This is a genomic window from Affinundibacterium flavidum (assembly GCF_014284175.1).
GTDB classification, from domain to species: Bacteria; Pseudomonadota; Gammaproteobacteria; order Burkholderiales; family Burkholderiaceae_D; genus Undibacterium; species Undibacterium flavidum.
This window is the reverse complement of the sequence record NZ_JACOGA010000018.1, coordinates 108,887-130,653: the sequence shown is the minus strand read 5'-3', so window position 1 is coordinate 130,653 and position 21,767 is coordinate 108,887. Positions and strand designations below refer to the sequence as shown.

The following is a 21,767-nucleotide window of genomic DNA, read 5'->3' as shown; positions in this document are numbered from 1 at the left end:
GGGTAGAACTCACTTTATCTGCTCCTGTTTAATGGGAATGCTCGTGCTGATTTGTTTCGTGGTGAAATGACTTTGACGATAGAAGGGCACACGTTTAAACCAGAGCAAAAGTGCCTGCCAATGAATGCGCGCAAATACCCCAAATGTCAGAAAAGGTTGCTGGCACAAAAACTTCAGTAAGGCAGAGTTACTTAATTCATGGCGCTTGCCTGCAATCGCCGTTTTTAATAGCAAGCCATCGTCGTCGTGGTAGTCGATATGGGCGGTCGTTTTCTTACCGGTTTCTGTGAATTTAAATTGATAAAGTCCTTTGACTTCACAGAATGGTGAGACGTGCATTTTCTTTTCACAGGTCAGCGTAGTGTTTGCCCCGATCACCTCATCATCGTCGGGCGTCAACAAATAAAAATGGTGCTCACCGAAAGTGTTATTTACCTCTGCGACAACGACTTTTAAAGCGGAGTGGCTGTCGTAGCAATACCAAAGACTGATAGGATTGAATGCATAGCCAAAGACACGAGGAAAGCTGAGCAACTCGATACGCTCAATGTCAGCTATCGCGACAGTATCGAGGCGTTGTGACCGCAATATGTTACGTATCCACGTTTCCAAATTTGTTCCATCACGCGGGCCGTAGTCTTTGAAATAAATCGACAAGGGACGCCAGCGGTTGATCCCTAACATAGCACTCGCTAATGGTGACGAAGGTGCACACAATTCCGCGATATCCAGACGCAGCATAAAAACCGGATACACAAATTTATGCTGGCGTGGACGTAGCCGGTGATGCATTACAAACGCCTGCAAGATGCTCGATTGCATTTGTCTCATCCCTAATCTAGGCTTGCCCAATTTGGACAAAGTTGAAAGTCATTGACGACACGCAAAGCTGATTTCAAACCATCCTCATGAAAGCCATATCCTGACCACGCGCCAGCGAACCATGTTGCGCGTTTGCCTTGCAACTGAGAGAGATTTCTTTGACTTTCAATTGCAGCTTGATCGAATACAGGATGATCGTAATTGAAGCTTGCTAGTAGCTTGTCTGCAGCGGGTGCTTGCCATGGGTTTAGCGTGACGATCACTGGTGTTTCAGTGTCTAATCTTTGTAATTGATTGAGTAGGTAACTGACACAAACAGCTTGCGCGTCATTTTGAGTATTGCTGTCTGTTCCCAGGTAATTCCATGCACTCCAAACTTTCTTATTACGCGGCAGTAGGCTGACATCGGTGTGCAAATACGCGGTATTGGCTTGGTAGCGGACTTTTGATAGCAGCGCAGTTTCTTCTTCGCTAGGATCCTTTAATAGGCGCAAAGTGTCTGGCGCGTGCGTCGCGAAAATCACCGCATCAAATTGTTCAATGCCGCGTGGGCTCTCAATTTGAACACCGGCCTCAGTGCGAACGACAGCGCTTACCGGGTTGTTTAGCCTTATGTCCTTGAGTGTAGCTGCGATTTTTTGCACATAGCTGCGTGCGCCATTTTTTACAGTGCGCCATTGTGGCCTGTCATTAACTTGCAACAGTGCGTGGTTGAGACAGAATCGTAAAAACGTGCTGGCAGGAAAATCTAAAATATCTTTGGGTGAACTTGACCAGATCGCTGCCGCCATCGGGATCAGGTAATGATTGGCAAATCGCGCATTATATTTTTGTGTTGATAATAATTGCCCCAAGCTTATTCCAGACTGAGAACACGCACGTAGATTCGATTCCGCATCTCGATTGAATCGCAATATCTCTGACAGCATGCGCAGGAATCCTGGTGATAAGATATTTTTGCGTTGTGCAAAAACTGTATCTAAATTGGTTCCCGCCCATTCTAATTGTCCATCATTGAGCGAGACACCGAATGACATATCAGTGGCATAGCTATCCACACCGAGTTCAGCGAACAGGGCGATTAAATTAGGATAGGTTTTTTCGTTGAACACGAGAAAGCCAGTATCCACACTCAACGTCTTTTGATCTATCTGTATGTCGACGGTATTGGTGTGCCCACCCAAATAGGTATTTGCCTCAAATAGGCTTACTTCATGGTGTTTCTGCAAGAAATACGCACTCGCCAAGCCAGAGATGCCTGCGCCGATAATTGCTATTTTTTGAGATCTTTGAGTCATGCCTGTCCTATTTTCTTAGTCACTGAGTAAAACAATGGAATACCTTGGAATAGAAATATCCGCTTAACTACCCGCAATATTGCTGAAAATATTGTGAGCCAACTACTTCAGTGCTAAGATTAATACTAATCCGATAAAAACGCTACTGATTAGTAGATATTAATACTTATGAGTATATTTAGTAAACTAAAATTTAAAGATCAAGCATTTCGATTGCGCGAAGATGCGATTTTAGACGCCACCACAAGCATCCTTGCCACCAAAGGTTTTGACTTAATGACAATGGATGATGTGGCAAATCTGATTGGCATTTCTAAGCCAAGTTTGTATAAACACTTCAAATCAAAAGAAGAATTGGTCGGCGCAGCGATGATACGTTTGCTGGATGGGGCTAGCGAACAATTGGCCGCATTCCCGGAAACCTTCAGCGCAAAGGACAAGTTATCTGCCTTGTTGGAATGGGCTTTGCGAGTACGATTGGATGGTGGACTGCCATTTCTACCGTCAACTAGCAATGCCGTACGTGAAATGCTGATGCGTAACCTTAAGTATGTGGGGCGAGTAATAAAATTGAATTCTCAATTAGAGAAATTAGTGATCGCCGCGCAGAAGAATGGCGACTTAAGTAGCAAACTCAGTTCCGATGTAATTTTGTTTAGCTATTACGCGCGCAGTTGTGATCCGGCGGTAGAGTATCTGCAACGCTTTAGCAAAATGGATACCGATTCAATTGTAGAAAATATGCTGCGCGTGTGTTTCCAAGGGCTGGAGGATTGATGAACTGATGCTCGGATGGGCTCATGGTGCGATAAAGGATGAAATTACGCCTTATCACAAATGCTTTTGCAACCAAGAATACAAGTCCAATTTATTTAACGGTTTGGAATACAAATAGCCCTGTGCTTGATTGCAGCCGAATGCCATCAGACTATTCGCTTGTTCTTGATTTTCAACTCCCTCAGCAATTACTTCCAAACACAAACTTTGACTGAGCTTGACGATCATCTTTGCGATACTTCCATCGTTCGTGTCTGCTGCGATTTCATTCACAAATGCACGATCAATTTTGAGTTTGTCGACATTGAGCTTTTGCAGATGACTCAATGACGAAAACCCTGTGCCAAAATCGTCAATAGAAATCCGCACTCCCATGGACTTCAATTTCTCTAAACTGGAAACCAAAAAATCCGGATCCGTCATTGCCATTGACTCGGTAATTTCCAACTCTAAGCAATGTGGCGAAACACCAGAATCAGCCAATGCATTCGCAACACTTTGCAAGAAATGTGGGTGACTAAATTGGGCTTGGGAGACGTTTACAGACATACGAAAATCTCGCAAACCTAATTCATGAATCAACACAAGTTCAAAGCATGCGCTTCGCAATACCCATTCGCCGATATTAATAATCAAGCCGGAATATTCCGCAATCGGGATAAATTTATCTGGTGGAATTAATTCGCCATCTTCAGTCTTCCAACGCACGAGCGCCTCGGTACCGAAGGGCTTGGCTGTTCGCATGTCGATTTGCGGTTGGTAGACGATGAATAATCGTTTTTCTTCAAATGCAGATCGCAGTGCATGCATCATACGTACACGTTCACGAATCTCTACACCCATCTCACGAGTGAAGTAGCTGTAGCTAGAACGATTTAATTCTTTCGCACGTTTAAGAGCAATGTTGGCATCCTTAAGCGCGTCTGCACTACTTAATTCATAGTCGATAAACCTGACTAAGCCAAGCGTTGCAGAGAGCTGTACTTGTTGTTGCTCAACAATAAAAGGGCGGTTAAATAGATTCAATACCAAATCGGGAGTGATGATTATTTCATGTCCTAACAATGCAAAAATATCGTTCCCGATTCGAGCAATCTTACAGTTATCTCCAAAATGATTGCTCAACCGAATTCCCACAGCACGCAATAAAAAATCACCAAATTGATGTCCAAGCGCGTCATTGGTCTCAGCAAAATGATCAATGTCGATGAGCGCTAGCACGCTCTCACTACGCTGTTGCGAATGGATAGTTTGATGCAAATTTTGAAGTAACTGCAGACGATTGGCCAATCCCGTAAGGGGGTCATAAAAAGCCAAATTGTGCATCTTAGAGTTAAGCATCACGTTATCCAAACACACGGATGCATTACTACAAAATAACTTCAAGACACGCATTTTATTTGGTTCATTGACTAAGCCGCAATCTAAGTAGATAGCCAGCGTTGCACCCGCTAAATTACTCAAATACAAAACGGTTTGTTCTTCGTCGAACACATGACGCTGTTCAAATTGTGCCTTCTGCACCAGTTGTTGCTCGAGCTTATCGGCCACTAAAACAAATGGTTTCTCCAACCAATCCACATATTGATCTGTACTCGCAATGACTCTCAAACCAGGAGCAAAATCAATATTTGCAGAATTGGGGATGGCCGTAAAATTGGATGTACATACGAATGCATTACTCACAGTGCCTAAGAGCTCAAATACATAATCCAGCAGCAATTTGGCGAAGTCGTTTAAATTGCTGGTGGTCATTAACAAGCCGCTCGCGCCTATGATGATTTCTAAGCCGACTTTGCTCGATGAAATGATTTTGATTTGGTCGTAAGATCTAACGGCGGAGGTGACTGCAGTAAATAATTTCGCCTGTGTGAGCTCAGTTTTACTTTTATAGTCATTGATATCAAAATCACGGATAGCATCCATTTCCGGCGCGTAGCCGGCTTGCCCGGTACGTAAGATGATCCGAACATCCGATAATCCTAAAGTCTCGCGAATATAGGCAACCAGCTGCAAACCGGTATCATCTTTTTCCATCACCACATCAAGCAATATGACAGCAATATTTTCTTGGTGAATCAAAATCTGACGCGCTTCAGCAGTGGTGTAGGCGTGCAAAAAATGCAAATTACGATGCTGAATTTTAAGACCCTGCAGTGCAAACATCGTGGCGGAATGCACATCAGGATCATCATCAATAATCAAAATATTCCATGAATTTTGATCACCAACAGGCTCAGCCTGAATGAGTTCGATATCATCCTCAATAAAGAGCAAGGTGTCGTCTGGACTGGTGTTATTCATGCGAATTAAATGTAATGGAATGCAACATGCCGATATATGCACTTAGGAATAGTGGAACGAATAGGCACTAGTGATTAGTACCTCATCAATATGTGATATATGCAAAATATCTTTCTTTTAGCCGGACAATTGTAAAGAATATTTCCACAAACAAACTCTTTGAACGAAAAAAAAGCGCGAATCTGATTCGATTCGCGCTTTTCTGTTGTTTAATGCCAATTATTTGTTGAAATTTAAAGAATTTCACTAGCATGATCTGCAAGACGAGAACGTTCACCTCTTGCAAGAGTTACATGACCACTATGCGCCCAACCTTTGAATCTATCGACTACATAAGTTAAGCCGCTAGAACCTTCGGTCAGATACGGTGTATCGATCTGAGCTATATTCCCCAAACAAATAATCTTAGTGCCTGGACCAGCACGCGTTACCAAAGTTTTTACCTGTTTAGGGGTCAGATTCTGCGCTTCATCGATGATCAGGAATTTGTTTACAAAAGTACGACCACGCATAAAGTTCAAGGATTTGATTTTAATCTTGGAACGAATCAAGTCTTGCGTAGCCGCGCGTCCCCAATCACCTGCATCGCTATCAGACTTATTGAGAACTTCCAAATTATCATCAAACGCACCCATCCACGGCGACATTTTCTCCTCTTCAGTACCTGGTAAGAAGCCTATGTCTTCCCCCACAGGAACCGTTACGCGAGTAACGATGATTTCATTGTAGGTTTTGGTTTCAAGTACTTGAGCCAAACCTGCAGCCAGTGCTAACAAAGTCTTACCTGTACCAGCTTGACCCAAAAGTGTCACGAAATCACATTCAGGATCCATTAACAAGTTCAAGGCAAAGTTCTGCTCACGATTGCGCGACGTTACACCCCATACACTGTGTTTCGAATGTCCATAGTCACGTAAGGTTTGCAATACTGCAGTCTTACCATTGATTTGGCGTACCTGACCGTAGAATGAGGCTTCACCATTATTGGGTTCTAGATAGACAAACTGATTAACGAGTAACGAAGGAATTAATGGACCCGTAATCCGATAAAAGGTCGTACTTAGACCATTTTTGTTCTCTTGCCAGGTTTCTATACCTTTGCCGTGCTTACTCCAAAAATCGCCAGGCAATTGCACGATGCCGCTATATAAAAGGTCAGAGTCTTCTAAGACGTGATCATTGAAGTAATCTTCCGCTGGCAAACCCAATGCCCGCGCTTTGATACGCATATTTATGTCTTTTGACACCAAGACGATAGGGCGTCCGGGAAACTCTGCTTCTAAGGCTCGTACAACGCCGAGAATTTGATTGTCCGCCTTACCTTGCGGTAAGCCTTGAGGTAAGGTACCACCCTGTAATTTGGTTTGGAAAAACAAGCGGCCTTTGGCGTCTTTGTTACCCAACTTAGAGAGAGCGACGCCTTTTTCAATATCTTCATTGCCAATTTCACCGACCAATGCGTCAAGTGAGCGAGAAATTTGACGTGCGTTACGCGCAACTTCTGACATCCCTTTTTTGTGGTCATCCAGTTCTTCCAAAGTGATCATCGGAAGATAGACATCGTGCTCTTCAAATCGGAACAATGATGTCGGATCATGCATCAACACGTTGGTATCCAACACAAATAGTTTCGTAATTCCTTTTTTGTCTGCAGCTTTGCTGACTGGCGATTTCGCTGGATTATCTTTCGGCTTATGCGTTGCGATATTCTCCTTCACACTTGACTTAGGTGCTACCGCTTTAACAACGGGTAGAGGTTTAGCTTTGACTGGTGGGGCTTTCGGTGTTGCTTGGATGTGAGCCTTTTGCGAATTTGAAGCTTTTACTTCTGCGACTACGGGCTTATTCAATTTTCCTTTATCTGCTTTAGGGTAATCTTTCGGAGCAAGCAGGGCCGCTGGTTTGGTCGGCATTTTTGGCAGGGGCATTAGAACCTCTTAGAAAAAATTAATATGACAAAAGGAAAATAACAAAAAATAAAAGCCGCTTAAGAAGACAATATCGTCTTCTGAAACGGCTTTCGATTGGTAAATTGGTAATGATAAGGTTTCAATTAGGTTTGGCTACTCACAAAATCTAATACGGCTTGAGCATGGTCGGCGACCTTCACTCCACGCCATTCTTTCACTAATTTGCCAGCCTCGTCAATAATAAATGTGCTGCGTTCGATACCACGTACTTGTTTACCGTACATGTTCTTCATTTTCATCACATTAAACATCAAACAAAGTGTTTCATCTGGATCAGAGATGAGTTCAAACTGCAATTCCAATTTGCTTTTAAAACCTTCATGCGAACGCAAACTATCGCGGCTGATTCCAAAAATCACCGCATTCTTCGCCAGCAACTGGGAATGGATATCGCGGAAAGCAATGCTTTCTGTGGTGCAGCCGGGCGTATTATCTTTCGGGTAAAAATAAAGAATGACTTTCTTGCCTAAATAAGCCGACAACTGAAATTCAGCACCACTAGTCATTGCTGCGGAAAATTGCGGAACCTCACAACCCAAAGCACTAGGGGCTTTATTGTTGATGGTATTGAGATTTTCTGACACAAAGTTCTCCTGAAAATGTTTTTTTGGAGAAGTCCCGACACCTATTTGGCGTCTAGTACAAGCAATTCTCCAGAGCGTCCGGGGAGCTCAGCCCATGTCAATGGATGAACCGGGAGTTCTTGTTCTCGAATATTGGCAAAATATTGCCCCATTGAGATACACAGATAACCTTGTTCGCTCCAACCATTGAGCAATTCAATTAATATGGGGGCAAGTTTTTGCCCTTCAAGCTCTGCATGCATAGTAAATACATGGTTTTTCGGTTCAGCCGTCAATCCTAAGATAACCGATGCAATATTCGACTCGGTAACGACAGTCCCATCAATTTCCACACCCAACAATTCGTCTAAAGTGGGCAGGGTGGTCGGCAATTGCACGCTGTCAAAAATCTGATCACCATGGCTCAAGCGATATGGTCCTGCCGCTGGATTTACCAAGGAACCATCTGCCTTTAACATCGCGCGCGTATCGGACGAGTAATGCATGCCGAATTGATCCAGCTGCGCAAACGCATGGGGATTCATTTGCCAGCCTGCCGCTCCATAGGTCTTAGGCGGAGCGCCAAAGATTTCATTGTAGCGTTCGTAGGCGGCAGTCATTTGCTTTTGTGTCCAAGCCTCACCGCGACGGCGCACATTATCTTGCCAGACTACATGATCCCAGCAGTGGATACCACATTCAAAACCAGCACGCTTTGCCGCGCGCATTTCTTCTACACACTCTTTACCGATATCTGGGGCTGGCAAGAATACGCCATACATCAAAGTTTTAGGACCATAATGTTCGAGTACCGAAGTACGCGAGACTTTTTTGAAAAAACCTGGACGAAATGCTCGACGCAAAGCCCATCCAGTGTGATCCTTACCTAAGGAAAACAAGAATGTGGCGTTGGCTTGATGTTGCTTGAGGATGCGCACCAGATTTGGCACTCCCTCGCGGGTGCCTCGGTAGGTGTCCACATCAATCTTTAATACGATAGTGGGCATCAGTGACTTTTTACTTAAAACAATATTCGAATACAGAAACTGTCAGGACTCACGAATTTTGTCAGTCCTGACGAAGATGGAGCGATTAGTCCATCAAGGCACGAGCTTGTGCAACCTGACTACGGTAAGCATCAAAAATATGACGCATAGAATCTGCCATCGTTGTGGTCGGTGCCCAGCCTAACTCTTCGCACGTATTGGTGATTTTTGGTACGCGATTTTGTACGTCTTGGTAGCCACCGCCGTAGTACGCGGAAGAGGTTGTTTCCGTCAATTGTACTTTCTTGGCTGATTCTGCATATTCTGGATATTCAGCCGCCAAGTCCAACATCATGTGCGCCAATTCACGAATAGAGTGATTGTTGCTTGGGTTGCCGATATTGTAGATTTTACCGGAAGCGACGCCGTCTTTATTCGCGATGATACGAACCAAGGCATCAATACCGTCATCGATATAAGTGAACGCACGTTTTTGCGCGCCACCATCGACCAGAGAAATATTTTCACCACGGACGATATGACCGAAGAATTGGGTCACGACGCGTGAAGAACCTTCTTTTGGTGTGTGGATAGAATCTAAACCAGCGCCGATCCAGTTAAATGGACGGAACAGTGTGAAGTTCAAACCTTCCATACCATAACCCCAGATCACACGATCCATCAATTGCTTGGCGCAAGAGTAAATCCAACGTGGTTTATTAATTGGGCCGCAAATCAATTCAGAATTTTCTGGATCGAATTCTTCGTCGTGGCACATGCCATATACTTCTGACGTAGATGGGAACACCAAATGTTTGCCGTATTTCGCTGCTGAGCGAACGATAGGCAAGTTTGCCTCAAAGTCGAGTTCAAAGACGCGCAAAGGTTGTTTTACATAAGTTGACGGTGTTGCGATCGCGACCAAAGGCAAAATCACATCACACTTCTTCACATGGTATTCAACCCATTCTTTATTGATGGTGATATCGCCTTCAAAGAAATGCATACGTGGATGATTGAGTAAGTCACCCAAACGTTCTGTTTGCATATCCATGCCATACACTTCCCAATCCGTTGTTTCGAGAATGCGTTTGGAGAGGTGATGACCGATAAAACCATTCACGCCAAGGATGAGGACTTTTTTCATAGTAGTTTCTCTGAGAAATTAATTAGTTAGATTCGTATAGTAGATTCGGATATTGGATTCGGCTAGCCTTACGCTAGATAGACGAAGCACCATCGTTTTATAGCAAGGCTAAGGATCAGGAAAACAGAAGTGCCAATGTCGCTTTGTCCAGCGTTTTACCTTCGTATTGCAAGGCCAATATCTCAATTGCCTTACCATCACCACAGACGCCAAAAACGACATTATCCACTACAGATAGTCCTTGCGGCAAATTTGCTGGTATTTTTGTGGTGGAATGATTAATTAGGCGTGCCTTTTCTATAACGAAGCGTTTGCCGTTGATGTCAGTAAAGGCACCAGGATAGGGTGGAGCCACCGCTCTGTGTAAGTTGTAAACGTCTTGTGCTGATTTAGTCCAATCGATACGACCATCTTCAGGTTTGCGTCCACCGAAGTAGCTTCCCTTGCTTAAATCGTTAGCAATACGCGGTGCATTCCCTGCAATCATCGCCGGTAAGGCGTTCCATAAAGTTTGTTCCGCCGCAACAGTCAACTTACCGAACACTTCAAATGCCGTGTCGTCAGGCAAGATCGGTACTGCCATCTGTCCAATAATGGCACCAGCATCGGGCTTCACCGTCATTTCATGTAAAGTTGCGCCGGTTTCTGTTTCACCGTGCAGAACCGCCCAATTGACTGGCACACGACCGCGGTACTTCGGTAATAAGGATCCATGCAGATTATAGGCACCGCGTTTTGCTAGTGCCAAAATCTCATTAGACAACATATTGCGGTAGTAAAAACTGAAGATAAAATCTGGCTGTAGTGCCGCAATTTGTGCGATCACTTCGGGCGTGTTTGGATTGTCCGGCGTAATGCGCGGAATACCACGTTCTTCGCATAAAGCAGCGACTGATTCAAACCAGATGGTTTCCGTTGCACTATCTTCGTGACTGACGACCAGCTTGATATTAATACCACGCGCCAGTAAGGTTTTGATACTGCGTACCCCGATGCTATGGTAAGCAAATACGACGGCAGACGGCATTGCCGTAGTGGAGAGTTCGCTCATCTTAGACCTGATCTCCGGATTTTTCTTCTAAGATCGTTTGTACGACAAAGCGCGGGCGACCTTGTACTTGCTGGTAAATACGTCCGACGTATTCACCCAGTAAGCCAATGCCAAATAAAATCACGCCCATCATGAAGAAGGCAATCGCGAACAAAGTGAACAAACCTTCCGCTTCTGCGCCGAGGAAAAAGCGACGGATCAACAGCAACACGACCAAGCCACCCGACAAGCCAGATAAAACCATGCCCATCATAGAAAACAATTGTAGAGGCATGATGGAGAAGCCCGTCATTAAGTCAAAATTCAAACGAATCAGGCTATAGAACGAATACTTAGATTCTCCCGCGGTACGCTCCTCATGTTCCACCACGATTTCTGTTGGCTTACGCGCAAAAGTGTAGGCGAGGGCAGGTACAAAGGTATTTACTTCAGTACATTGATTAATCAGATTAATCACATTACGACCGTAGGCGCGCAACATGTTGCCCTGATCGGTAATTTTGATGCGGGTGATTTTTTCGCGAATACGATTCATTGCCTTTGATAAATACGTGCGCCATGCAGCATCTTGGCGTTTGCGACGGATAGAGCCGACGTAGTCGTAGCCCTCGCGCATTTTATCGACCAGTGCACCAATTTCTTCCGGTGGATTTTGCAGATCTGCATCTAAGGTAATCACGATGTCGCCGCGCGTGGCTTGAAAACCAGCCAAGATCGCCATGTGTTGCCCATAATTACCATTAAACAGCACAACGCGAGTCACGTCGGGGCGCAAACGATATTGATCAGCTAAAATCTCCGCCGAGCGGTCACGACTACCGTCATTGACAAAAACGATTTCGTAAGTGATGCCGCGTTCAGCCAACTTATCTAAAGCTGGATATAGGCGCTCATAGAGCTTAGCGAGGCCAGCTTCTTCGTTATATACAGGAATGACAACGGAAAGTTCAGGATGCATTGTTTTTTCTGCCAAGAAATTATTGTAGGCAGGATTTTACCGCAGACACTACCCGTTCGACATCACTTTCGTTCATTGCCGGGAATAGTGGCAAGGTCACAATTTGTTTGCCAATACGTTCTGAGATAGGGAACATGCCATCGGTAAAGCCACGTTCACGATATAAAGTAAACAAGTGAATGGCGCGGTAGTGATAACCAAGTCCTATGCCCAGATCCATCATCTTTTGCATAAATTCTGCGCGATTGACGCGTTCTGGTAAGACGATATGAAACATGTGCCAGTTTGAATTCGTAAAGTCAGCAACCGGCAACTCTGCTCCAGTAGACGATTCAAAATCCGCACCGAAGCTCGTGAAATAATGATGCGCGAGCGCCTTACGCTTGGCATTAAATTCCTCCAAACGCTTCATTTGCCCTAAACCAATCACGGCGGAAATATCCGTCATATTGTATTTGCCGCCCAATACGTCGACGTCGATGCCATCGAGTCCTGTACGCGAAACACCTTGCAGGCGATATTTCTCCGCCAGTTTCGCTTCTTCTTCATTGTTCAATACTAGACAACCACCTTCGGCAGTCATCACGTTCTTATTCACTTGAAAACTGAAAGAAGCGAAATCACCGAAAGCGCCTATTCGTTGACCTTTCCAAGTCGAACCTATGGCTTGCGCAGCATCTTCGACGACGCGTAAATTGTGCTTCTTAGCTATGGCATATAGCTGATCCATATCGCAAGGCAGTCCACACATGTGAACTGGAATAATGCCTTTGGTTCGTGGCGTAATTGCCGCTTCAACTTTATTCAAATCGATATTGTGCGTTTTCGGATCGATGTCCACAAACACGGGCGTAGCGCCAACTTCGATAATGACATTGGCAGTTGCAACCCAAGAATTTGGTGTGGTGATCACCTCATCACCAGCACCGATGCCAGCGATGCGCAAAGCAATCTCCATTGTACAAGTGCCAGAATTAAAGGTGCGTACCGGACGACCGCCAAAGTAAGTTGATAGTTGCGCTTCGAGCGCCTTCACATTCGGACCACTCGTCAGCCAGCCTGAACGCAATACATCCGCGACTGCACTGATCGTTTCTTCATCTATCGTCGGTTTGGTGAAGGGGAGAAATGCCTGGTTTGCGCTCATAGTAGTCTTTCGTAAAAACAAATTCTTAATCAGTAATAAAGTCGTCCAAAAACGCCTTAGGGGATGGCGACAATAATCCGCTTAGGATCTTCACCAAGCAGCTTCATCGGTACCGCTTCGTCTTGCATTGCTTTATAGACAGTAGGATTTAAAAATGCGACGGCTTTCTCGCCTTTGGCATGCATCGCTCGCCATTTAAGGATAAAGTCAGCGCGTTTCGGTATCCATAATTCTGGCTGTATGCCGACACCAAATTCCATTTCGTCTGGATGCTCGACCAAGATGGTGGTGCGACGAAGATAGAAGGGCAGTGATTGCTCATAACGTCCTACTGCAAAAATAGGCGTATCCGCCTTCAATTCTGCTTGGATTGCAGGCAAATGATAAACACCTGCACTGTATTTACCCCATTGATCGTGACCGATGAAAACAACCTGACCACCGAGATAGCCACCAATTGCTATCGCGAGAACAGCAATATCTTTATTTCGTTTTGCAAACACGAGCCCAACTAAGCCGCCGATTAAAGCGATTGCAGCCGCCGCATAGGCCCATGGAATCATCGCCTCGTAAAATGGCAACTCGTAAGCACTCTTGGCGATACCTGCGATTTTTGGTGTAAATATTAAGGACACGACACCAATCAAAGTCAACATGCCTGCATTGACGCGTAAGCTGACAACGGAAATTTTCTCTAATTCACAGGCAATTAAAATCGCTAATGCAGGGAAAACAGGCAAAATATACGAGGGTAACTTTGAACCGGAAATACTAAAGAAGAAGAAAATAAAGACCGCCCAGATCACCAACATTTTCTTCGCTTGAAATTGACTTTGTTCTTTGCGGAGCGAAGTCAGCAAACTCTGCAGCAACAGCCCTAACCATGGAACAATACCGATAATTAACAAAGGAAAGAAGTAATACCAAGCACCACCGCGCTTATGCACAGTGCTAGTGAAACGCTGAAAATGCTCGTGAATAAAAAAGAACTGTGGATGTTCAGGATTCGCTTGCCACACCAAGATAAACCATGGAACTGTAATCGCAAAAAACAGCAACAAGCCTTTACCCATATGCAGGCGCAGCCATAAACCAACATCACGCGTCCAAATGGTGTACAGCACCAGCACAGCGCCGGGCAATACAAAACCGATCAAGCCCTTGGACATCGTCGCTAGAGCCATGCCAGCCCAACAAAGCAGCATGCCATTTCTTTGCTCTTTATCGCTAGCACCGTCGCGTTGTGCCAATAACAAACCGCACAAAGCCAAGGTCATCATGCCGGACAAGCCCATATCCAAAGTATTGATATGTCCCATTGCTGCCCAATAAAAACTTGATCCTAAAATCAAAGCAGTACTGATCGCGACACGACGACCATAGATTTTGAATGCGGTATAAGCAGACGCCCAAATGCCGATCAGTCCACACAATCCCGTCCATAAGCGTGCTTGCCAATCGCCCAGCCCAAACAGGCTAAACGTCAATGCATTCATCCAATTTTGTAGCGGTGGTTTTTCGAAATATTTAATGCCATTCAGACGCAGCGTAATCCAATCGCCAGTCGCCATCATTTCGCGCGCCATTTCGGCATAACGGCCTTCATCGGTTGGAACAAGCGTGCGAGCACCCAGCATATAAAACCACACCACTAAAAAACCGATTAATACCACCCACAATGTACGAGGCGAATCATAGGGCGTTTTCAAATAGGATGGATTCATGCTTTCTCCAGAATCAATGCAAGAGCGACTTTGCGCCCCTCTGTCATCAGAATATTATAAGTGCGACAGGCTGCTTGATTGTCCATACATTCGACGCCTTTGTGTTGCGCACTCAATACGGCAATCAGTTTAGGGTGAATGAATTTCTGTTTTTTTCCAGTACCTAATATCACCACGTCAGGGTTAGTGTTAGCGATCTGTTCAAAATGTTCTTGACTCAAAGCTTCAAAATTGGCGACATCCCAAACGACTGGCGCTGATTCTGGCAATACAAGCAAGCTATGTTCAAAACGGACTAAATTAAATTCGACACCCTGATCATCGTATGCGGTCACGGTCTGGTATTGTTGTGTATTAGTGGAATGCAGCTTCATGAGGATCGTCAAGTGATGGGTAGTAGTTCAGGCTTATGCCTCGCTTGTAAAAGCTGCGGCATTGTAACGGTTTTCATGAGATTGCTCAAAGGTGCCGCGCTCACCACAATGTTGGTCGATAAGAGACCTGCTGAATAAGTCGTAAGTGGTCTACTTAGAAAAAATTGGGAATAATGGCATACCAACTTATCGTGCCGACTTACCATTTTAAAATAACATGAGCCAAGTTTAGCAATTCACTCATGTTGTAAGCACACATTGTGGAAGCACTTAATTATTCTAACATTGACATGTCATTCAAAAATTCAGTTTATGATGAATCTGTAAATCATCCAAAGATCATCAGCGTTAAGGGATAAAACATGAATATCGCGGCACAGATGTTGCAGCAATTAAGAACGACCTATTTAAACGAATTGCCGACTCGTTTAAATGATATTGAGCACGCCGTTATGGCGTTGGAAAAATCTGGCTTTATAGCCGAAGATTTTAATTCATTGTTTCGTCTGGTACACAGTTTGAAAGGAAGTGGCGGCACTTATGGCATTTACGAAATTACCAATATTTGCCACCCCCTCGAAGATAGTTTAAGTGAAATTTTGGAGCATCCAGATAAGCTGACGAGAGCCTTTACCGATATTGCTTTAGCCTACATCGATTTACTACGCGATGTCGTGGATGACTATAGTTTCAATGATGAATGTCAAATTGATATAGAAGGCCGGCTCCAAGAACTACGTCATAAAGCTTTTCCATCAATGCGTACGGCCTTAATTGTCGAACGCTCCAATGTGCTTATTGTTTTGTTGCGAGAATGTTTGAAAGATCAGCATGTTCGCGCAGAAATTGTGAATGATGGTTACGTTGCATTAGGCAGAGCATTGACTGAGTCTTTTGATTTTGTGATTAGCAGCATGGAAGTACATCGTCTCAATGGCGCAGCGATCATCGCTGCGCTTGGATTGGCTCAAGGCAAAAAGGAGCGGACCAAAACGATCTTACTTACTACCAACAAGGCCAACATACCAAGTGTCGTTAAGCCTGATTTCACCGTTGTTAAAGATGCGCAACTACATCGCAACATTAGCGAAATACTGAACGACACTACAAAAACAGGCAAGTCATAGCGTAAATTCGAACGTAGCTGCATATTATTTGGGTGGTAATAAAAAATCTCGCGGACAGTTTCTAAAGCGACGACCAATCGCGCGCAACAATGCCAATCGCTGGGTAAAGTCCACCCCACGTGCCCTTAAAGCGACGGATAGAGCCAGATAAAAACTGACGCCGAGATTCATCATGCCTATGCCAAGAAAACCTAGCGCTGTGCTCACAATCAATTGCCACGGCACTTGAAAATTAAGGGCAAACAAAGAATAGCCCCACATTGCGGAGGATAAAGTCGTATGTCTTACATCAATCGGTAAACCGAGCAATGCGCCCAAGCCCGCGGCTCCCCCGAGCAGAAAACCTAGGAAAAAATTACCTGCTAACACACCCAAATTATTTCGAATATAGTCACTGACTCGTTGCCACCTGTCTTTGCCAAATAAACTTTGCGCCCATTTCAATTGATTGAGCCTTTCGGGTATTCGGCTATAGCTACAAAGATTGTCGTAATAGCCGGCAATCAAACCCGCCAAAAACAAGCACACGCCCGCCACACCGCCAAAAATCAACGTACCTGCGCTAAACAAATTAATATCTTGCAAGAGATGTTTAGCTTTTTCGGGCGAGACAAAGTGCACCCCACTCATATGTTGTACCATGTAGGCAATCATCAAAGCTACCGGAATCGCCAAACCGATATTCCCCACAATGGCGGCAAGCTGGGTGCGCATGGTGCGCGCCACCAAGGTTACTAGAGGTTCCAAGTCATGTTTGCGTTCGCGAGGATTGTCTTGAATTTCACCAATTGCGGCTGCAATCGCGTTCGCTGTCATGGCCGGCTGCTTAGTTGCGACTGAAAAGTGGAGTAAGTGAATGAGTACGAAGCCGAAACCATAATTCAGACAATTCGCAAGAACTTCGGCTAAGGGGGCTAAACCGCGTGCACTGATATTAATCTTAAGAGCGGCAACCAAGGCGACAGCCAAACCGCCACCTGCCGCGGCTCTTAGCATGGTGAAATAATCTTTGCGCGTTTCTGTGATGTAGTGCTCTCCGCTACGGCCAGCGTTTTCAGTGACGCGCAAGGCAACTAACTCAGCATTTTTCTTCCAAAAATCCCTGACCTTATTTTGACTACACTCAGCCACCGCCAACTCTTGCCACAAGGCCGCGATCTGCGTTATCCATATTTGGCGATCATGGCGTACATGGCTAGCAAGCAAATTACTCAGCGTGACTAATCGATCTAAATGTTGCTGTAATCGCCTTAAATGAAAAGTCAGGTGAAAGCTTGCGCCTTGCTGCTGCGCACGTTTACGGATACGCGCAATCGCCGCACGTGCTTGTGCTACGAGCACCTCTAGCTGGGCGATATCCATATTGACGGTATCGATCTTGGACTCATCTGTACTCAGTTGCGTTTCTATGGATTTTGCTAAATCGAGTGCCTCCTCGCACACGCCTAAGAACGGTGAACCATGATTTTCCAATGCTGGATCGAGTCTTAACATCTCAGTTTCTAGGCCTGCCGCTGCAATCCTGTGCGCGACCACTCGCAAGGCTTCTAAAGTATCCGCCATCAAAGATGAACTACCAACATCGGAGGCAACGGCGTTAAAGCCTAGTAAATCAATCAATTGCTGCCAGTCTTCCAAGCGACTTTCAGACAACCAATGCGCATCACTTGCTTGCAATAATTCACGCAATCCATCTTTGAGCTGAGTAACATCGTCAACTTCTGGAAGCAACTTGTGCGAAATCCGTCTTAAGGTTTCAGAGAAAACGCCAGTCGCAGGGTAAATTCCAGAAGTCGCCAGCAACAAGACTGCATGTCTTTGGGAAAACAAACGAAGCAAGGTATTCCGTAGGCCGACTGCTAATTCTGGTTCGGACTGCAGCAGTGCGATAACGGTGGGCAATTGTGAAGTGCTATAGCGAGTCGTCGGGCGTAGCAGCGCAAACAGTCTCACGAGTAGAGGAATGGGATTAGAGTCGTTAGGCTCATTACGCTCGTTAAAAGAGGGACCGTTAAGTTCTATTAATAGTGTTTTTAGCATGTATTCTTCATGAGTGGTTGAATGCATTCTTGCATTTTTACCGTAGATAGATGACATCTATGTCAAGTAGTTCCTCAACAGAGTAGGCATTGATCGCAGATTTCCTGCGGAGATTTAACACATTTAATCCTTTAAATTGTGCCTAAAGCGTAAAAGCCAAGAGTAAAACCGCGTCTGAAAGCAAATCTCCTTAAATAATTTGGCAAAACACATTGATAAAATAGGGAGCTTTGGGCAGAATGGATCATTCGGCAGTGCAGCATTTTTTAATTCACCTTTTGAAAGCAGTCTCGTGCGCCCCATCCAAAAATCCCAAAAACTTGCAGACGTTTGTTATGACATCCGCGGCCCCGTATTAGAGAAGGCCAAGCAGATGGAAGAAGAAGGTCAGAAAATCATCAAGTTAAATATCGGCAATCTGGCCGTATTCAACTTTGGTCCACCGGACGAAATCGTCCAGGATATGATTTTGAACATGCAAGGTGCCGCGGGCTACACAGACTCAAAAGGGATGTTTGCACCACGTAAATCCATCATGCACTACACGCAGGAAAAGAAAATCCACGGCGTGACCATGGAGGATATTTATATCGGCAATGGCGCATCTGAATTGATTGTCATGGGTATGAATGCCTTGCTAAATCCTGGCGATGAAGTTTTGGTACCTGCGCCGGACTATCCTTTGTGGACAGCGGCTGTCAGCCTCTCTGGTGGCAAACCTGTGCATTACATCTGCGATGAAAGTGCTGATTGGATGCCAGATATCGAGGATATCAAACGCAAAATCACTGCGAATACCAAAGCCATCGTCGTCATTAATCCGAACAATCCGACGGGTGCTTTATATCCGGTAGAAGTATTACAAAAGATTGTCGACATCGCCCGCGAGAAACAATTAATCGTGTTTGCAGACGAGATTTACGATAAAACTTTATACGATGAAGCAGAACACACTTCGATCGCCTCTTTGGCGGACGATGTTTTATTCCTGACCTTAAACGGCATTTCCAAAAACTATCGTTCTTGCGGTTATCGCGCGGGTTGGATGGTGATTTCCGGTGAAAAACGTCATGCCAAAGATTACATCGAAGGTCTGAATATGTTGGCATCGATGCGTCTATGTTCAAATGCACCAGGACAATTCGCGATCCAGACGGCATTAGGTGGCTATCAAAGTATTAAAGATTTAGTCGGCCCTGGTGGCCGGCTATTGAAGCAGCGCGATCTTGCGCACAAATTATTAACCGCAATACCTGGGGTGACATGCGTCAAGCCAAAAGCCGCGCTGTATATGTTCCCCAAACTTGATCCTGCTATTTACCCAATAGAAGACGATCAGGCTTTCATCCAAGATCTCTTGGTTGAACAACGCGTTTTACTCGTGCAGGGCACAGGTTTTAACTGGATCGCATCGGATCATTTCCGCGTCGTATTCCTACCCAACACGGATGATTTAACTGATGCAATAGGCCGTATCGCACGTTTCCTTGAAGGCTATCGTCGTCGTCATGGCACAGGTGAATTCGCGCCCAAGCACGTAAATGAATAATCTATAATCAATCTTTTTTTAAAATTAAGCAACTATGAAACCCATCAAAGTAGGCCTATTAGGATTAGGCACAGTCGGCTCAGGCACCTTCAATGTTCTCAAGCGCAATCAAGAAGAGATTATGCGCCGTGCAGGTCGTGCGATTGAAATTACGATGGTGGCAGTGCGCAATGTAGAACGTGCAAAAGACATCGTCAAAGGTGAAGTTGAAATCGTCACCGACGGCAATTTAGTGGTAAATCATCCTGACATCGACATCGTCATCGAACTGATTGGTGGCAATGATATCGCCAAAGATCTTGTGCTGAAAGCAATCGCGAATGGCAAGCACGTTGTCACAGCAAATAAAGCTTTGATCGCAAAACACGGCAATGAAGTCTTTAAAGCCGCACAGGATAAAGGCGTGATGGTCGCATTTGAAGCTGCGGTAGCAGGTGGAATTCCTATCATCAAAGCTTTGCGCGAAGGCTTGACGGCAAATCGCATTCAATGGATCGCAGGTATCATTAATGGCACGACGAATTTCATCTTGTCCGAAATGCGTGATAAAGGCCTAGACTTCGCCACGGTTTTAAAACAGGCGCAGGCGCTCGGTTACGCCGAAGCTGATCCGACTTTTGATATCGAAGGTATCGATGCAGCACACAAACTGACCATCATGGCGTCTATTGCATTTGGTATTCCAACGCAATTTGATAAAGCCTACATCGAAGGCATCACCAAATTAGAAGCGACTGATATCGAATATGCTGAACAACTCGGTTATCGCATCAAACTCTTGGGTATCACCAAGCGTAGCGAGGCAGGTATAGAGCTGCGTGTGCATCCAACCCTAATTCCAGAAAAACGTTTGATCGCTAACGTGGAAGGCGCAATGAATGCAGTCTTGGTGCAAGGCGACGCGGTAGGTGCCACTTTGTATTACGGTAAAGGCGCAGGTTCGGAACCAACGGCTTCTTCAGTGATTGCGGATGTCGTTGATATCACACGTTTAGCAACGGCTGATCCTGAGCATCGCGTACCTTATCTGGCTTTCCAACCCAATGCTTTAAGCGATTTGAACGTATTACCGATTTCTGAAGTATTCACCAGTTACTACTTGCGCATGCGCGTCGAAGACAAACCTGGTGTATTGGCCGATGTGACGAAGATACTTGCGGAGTTTTCGATTTCTATCGATGCGATGCTGCAAAAAGAACCAGCAGAAGGGGAGTCACGTACTGACATCATTATGCTGACACATCAGACGCAAGAGAAAAATGTGGATGCGGCGATTGCACGAATCGAGGCATTGGCATCGGTGACGGGTAGTGTGACTAAGTTGCGTTTGGAAGAATTGAGCTAAGTTGGCCTAACTGAATCTAGATCGGACGACCAAGAAGGGAAGCGACTAGCTTCCCTTTTTTTCGATCTACGTTTTTCTCTATCGCAAAATAGCATTTTGTCTGCGTATTTTATTTTGCAACTGCAAAATGCCGTAGATTAAAGCTTCTGCTGTCGGCGGACAACCTGGCACATAAATATCGACAGGAATAATCCGGTCACAACCCCGCACGACCGAATAAGAATAATGATAATAGCCGCCGCCATTAGCACACGACCCCATAGAAATGACATAGCGAGGCTCTGCCATCTGATCGTAGATTTTACGCAACGCAGGGGCCATTTTGTTCGTCAAGGTACCTGCGACGATCATCAAATCAGCTTGTCGTGGACTGGCACGTGGAATCATGCCAAAACGCTCCATATCGTAACGCGGCATCGCTGCATGGATCATCTCGACTGCGCAACAAGCGAGTCCAAAAGATAGGTACCACATACTGTTGGTCCTGACGAGGTCGGCAACTTCGTCCAGACGCGCCAAAATCACATGATCTTCTTGCTGTATTTCTAGTGCTTGCATGCTCAACTCCTGAGTGGAAAAATTGAG

18 protein-coding genes are annotated in these 21,767 nt (G+C 45.1%); 4 read left to right on the top strand and 14 right to left on the bottom strand.

Annotation, left to right across the window (positions count from 1 at the left end; translation table 11 throughout):
- Positions 1-9: 9 nt before the first annotated feature.
- A complete protein-coding gene (locus H8K55_RS17860; RefSeq protein ID WP_230408691.1) occupies positions 10-822 on the bottom strand; it encodes a DUF1365 domain-containing protein in 813 nt (270 codons plus the stop codon).
- Positions 823-833: 11 nt separating this feature from the next.
- A complete protein-coding gene (locus H8K55_RS17855) occupies positions 834-2,120 on the bottom strand; it encodes an NAD(P)/FAD-dependent oxidoreductase (RefSeq protein WP_186943417.1) in 1,287 nt (428 codons plus the stop codon).
- 168 nt (positions 2,121-2,288) lie between these two features.
- Here H8K55_RS17855 and H8K55_RS17850 point away from each other — a divergent pair, with 168 nt between their 5' ends.
- Complete coding sequence (locus H8K55_RS17850) at positions 2,289-2,897, top strand: TetR/AcrR family transcriptional regulator (RefSeq protein ID WP_186943416.1); 609 nt, start codon at positions 2,289-2,291, stop codon at positions 2,895-2,897.
- Positions 2,898-2,951: 54 nt separating this feature from the next.
- On the opposite strand, the gene H8K55_RS17845 is transcribed toward H8K55_RS17850, so the two are convergent.
- The 10 genes from H8K55_RS17845 to H8K55_RS17800 form a co-directional block, all read right to left on the bottom strand.
- The gene (locus tag H8K55_RS17845; RefSeq protein WP_230408690.1) at positions 2,952-5,201 is read right to left on the bottom strand and encodes a bifunctional diguanylate cyclase/phosphodiesterase; all 2,250 of its coding nucleotides are present in this window, start codon (positions 5,199-5,201) and stop codon (positions 2,952-2,954) included.
- A gap of 233 nt (positions 5,202-5,434) precedes the next feature.
- Positions 5,435-7,129: a PhoH family protein gene (locus H8K55_RS17840; protein WP_186943415.1), complete on the bottom strand. Its 1,695-nt coding sequence runs from the start codon at positions 7,127-7,129 to the stop codon at positions 5,435-5,437.
- A 125-nt stretch (positions 7,130-7,254) separates the two neighbouring features.
- Positions 7,255-7,755, bottom strand: a complete 501-nt coding sequence (locus H8K55_RS17835; RefSeq protein ID WP_329605069.1) for a peroxiredoxin — start codon at positions 7,753-7,755, stop codon at positions 7,255-7,257.
- Between the two features lie 41 nt (positions 7,756-7,796).
- Complete coding sequence (locus H8K55_RS17830; RefSeq protein WP_186943414.1) at positions 7,797-8,741, bottom strand: polysaccharide deacetylase family protein; 945 nt, start codon at positions 8,739-8,741, stop codon at positions 7,797-7,799.
- 85 nt (positions 8,742-8,826) lie between these two features.
- On the bottom strand, positions 8,827-9,867 hold the full coding sequence (locus H8K55_RS17825; RefSeq protein ID WP_186943413.1) for a bifunctional UDP-4-keto-pentose/UDP-xylose synthase: 1,041 nt from the start codon (positions 9,865-9,867) through the stop codon (positions 8,827-8,829).
- Between the two features lie 115 nt (positions 9,868-9,982).
- Positions 9,983-10,894, bottom strand: a complete 912-nt coding sequence (locus H8K55_RS17820; RefSeq protein ID WP_186943435.1) for a formyltransferase — start codon at positions 10,892-10,894, stop codon at positions 9,983-9,985.
- Positions 10,895-10,919: 25 nt separating this feature from the next.
- Positions 10,920-11,876: a glycosyltransferase gene (locus H8K55_RS17815; RefSeq protein WP_186943412.1), complete on the bottom strand. Its 957-nt coding sequence runs from the start codon at positions 11,874-11,876 to the stop codon at positions 10,920-10,922.
- Between the two features lie 19 nt (positions 11,877-11,895).
- Positions 11,896-13,023 (bottom strand): DegT/DnrJ/EryC1/StrS family aminotransferase, encoded by a 1,128-nt coding sequence (locus H8K55_RS17810; RefSeq protein WP_186943411.1) that lies wholly within the window; start codon positions 13,021-13,023, stop codon positions 11,896-11,898.
- A 56-nt stretch (positions 13,024-13,079) separates the two neighbouring features.
- Positions 13,080-14,747: a glycosyltransferase family 39 protein gene (locus tag H8K55_RS17805; RefSeq protein WP_186943410.1), complete on the bottom strand. Its 1,668-nt coding sequence runs from the start codon at positions 14,745-14,747 to the stop codon at positions 13,080-13,082.
- Entirely contained in the window at positions 14,744-15,121 is a 378-nt protein-coding gene (locus H8K55_RS17800; protein WP_186943409.1) for an Mth938-like domain-containing protein, read from the bottom strand. The genes H8K55_RS17805 and H8K55_RS17800 overlap by 4 nt, the downstream gene beginning before the upstream one ends.
- 380 nt (positions 15,122-15,501) lie before the next feature.
- Between H8K55_RS17800 and H8K55_RS17795 the strand changes: the two genes are divergently transcribed.
- Positions 15,502-16,248, top strand: a complete 747-nt coding sequence (locus H8K55_RS17795; RefSeq protein WP_186943408.1) for an Hpt domain-containing protein — start codon at positions 15,502-15,504, stop codon at positions 16,246-16,248.
- 24 nt (positions 16,249-16,272) lie between these two features.
- On the opposite strand, the gene H8K55_RS17790 is transcribed toward H8K55_RS17795, so the two are convergent.
- Entirely contained in the window at positions 16,273-18,288 is a 2,016-nt protein-coding gene (locus tag H8K55_RS17790) for a preprotein translocase subunit TatB (RefSeq protein ID WP_186943407.1), read from the bottom strand.
- A gap of 292 nt (positions 18,289-18,580) precedes the next feature.
- Here H8K55_RS17790 and H8K55_RS17785 point away from each other — a divergent pair, with 292 nt between their 5' ends.
- Together H8K55_RS17785 and H8K55_RS17780 are read left to right on the top strand one after the other, a co-directional pair.
- Entirely contained in the window at positions 18,581-19,837 is a 1,257-nt protein-coding gene (locus H8K55_RS17785; RefSeq protein WP_186943406.1) for a pyridoxal phosphate-dependent aminotransferase, read from the top strand.
- Positions 19,838-19,871: 34 nt separating this feature from the next.
- Complete coding sequence (locus H8K55_RS17780) at positions 19,872-21,182, top strand: homoserine dehydrogenase (protein ID WP_186943405.1); 1,311 nt, start codon at positions 19,872-19,874, stop codon at positions 21,180-21,182.
- Between the two features lie 78 nt (positions 21,183-21,260).
- Here the strand turns inward: H8K55_RS17780 and H8K55_RS17775 are convergent, their stop codons facing one another.
- The gene (locus H8K55_RS17775; RefSeq protein ID WP_186943404.1) at positions 21,261-21,740 is read right to left on the bottom strand and encodes a NuoB/complex I 20 kDa subunit family protein; all 480 of its coding nucleotides are present in this window, start codon (positions 21,738-21,740) and stop codon (positions 21,261-21,263) included.
- Positions 21,741-21,767 lie beyond the last annotated feature (27 nt).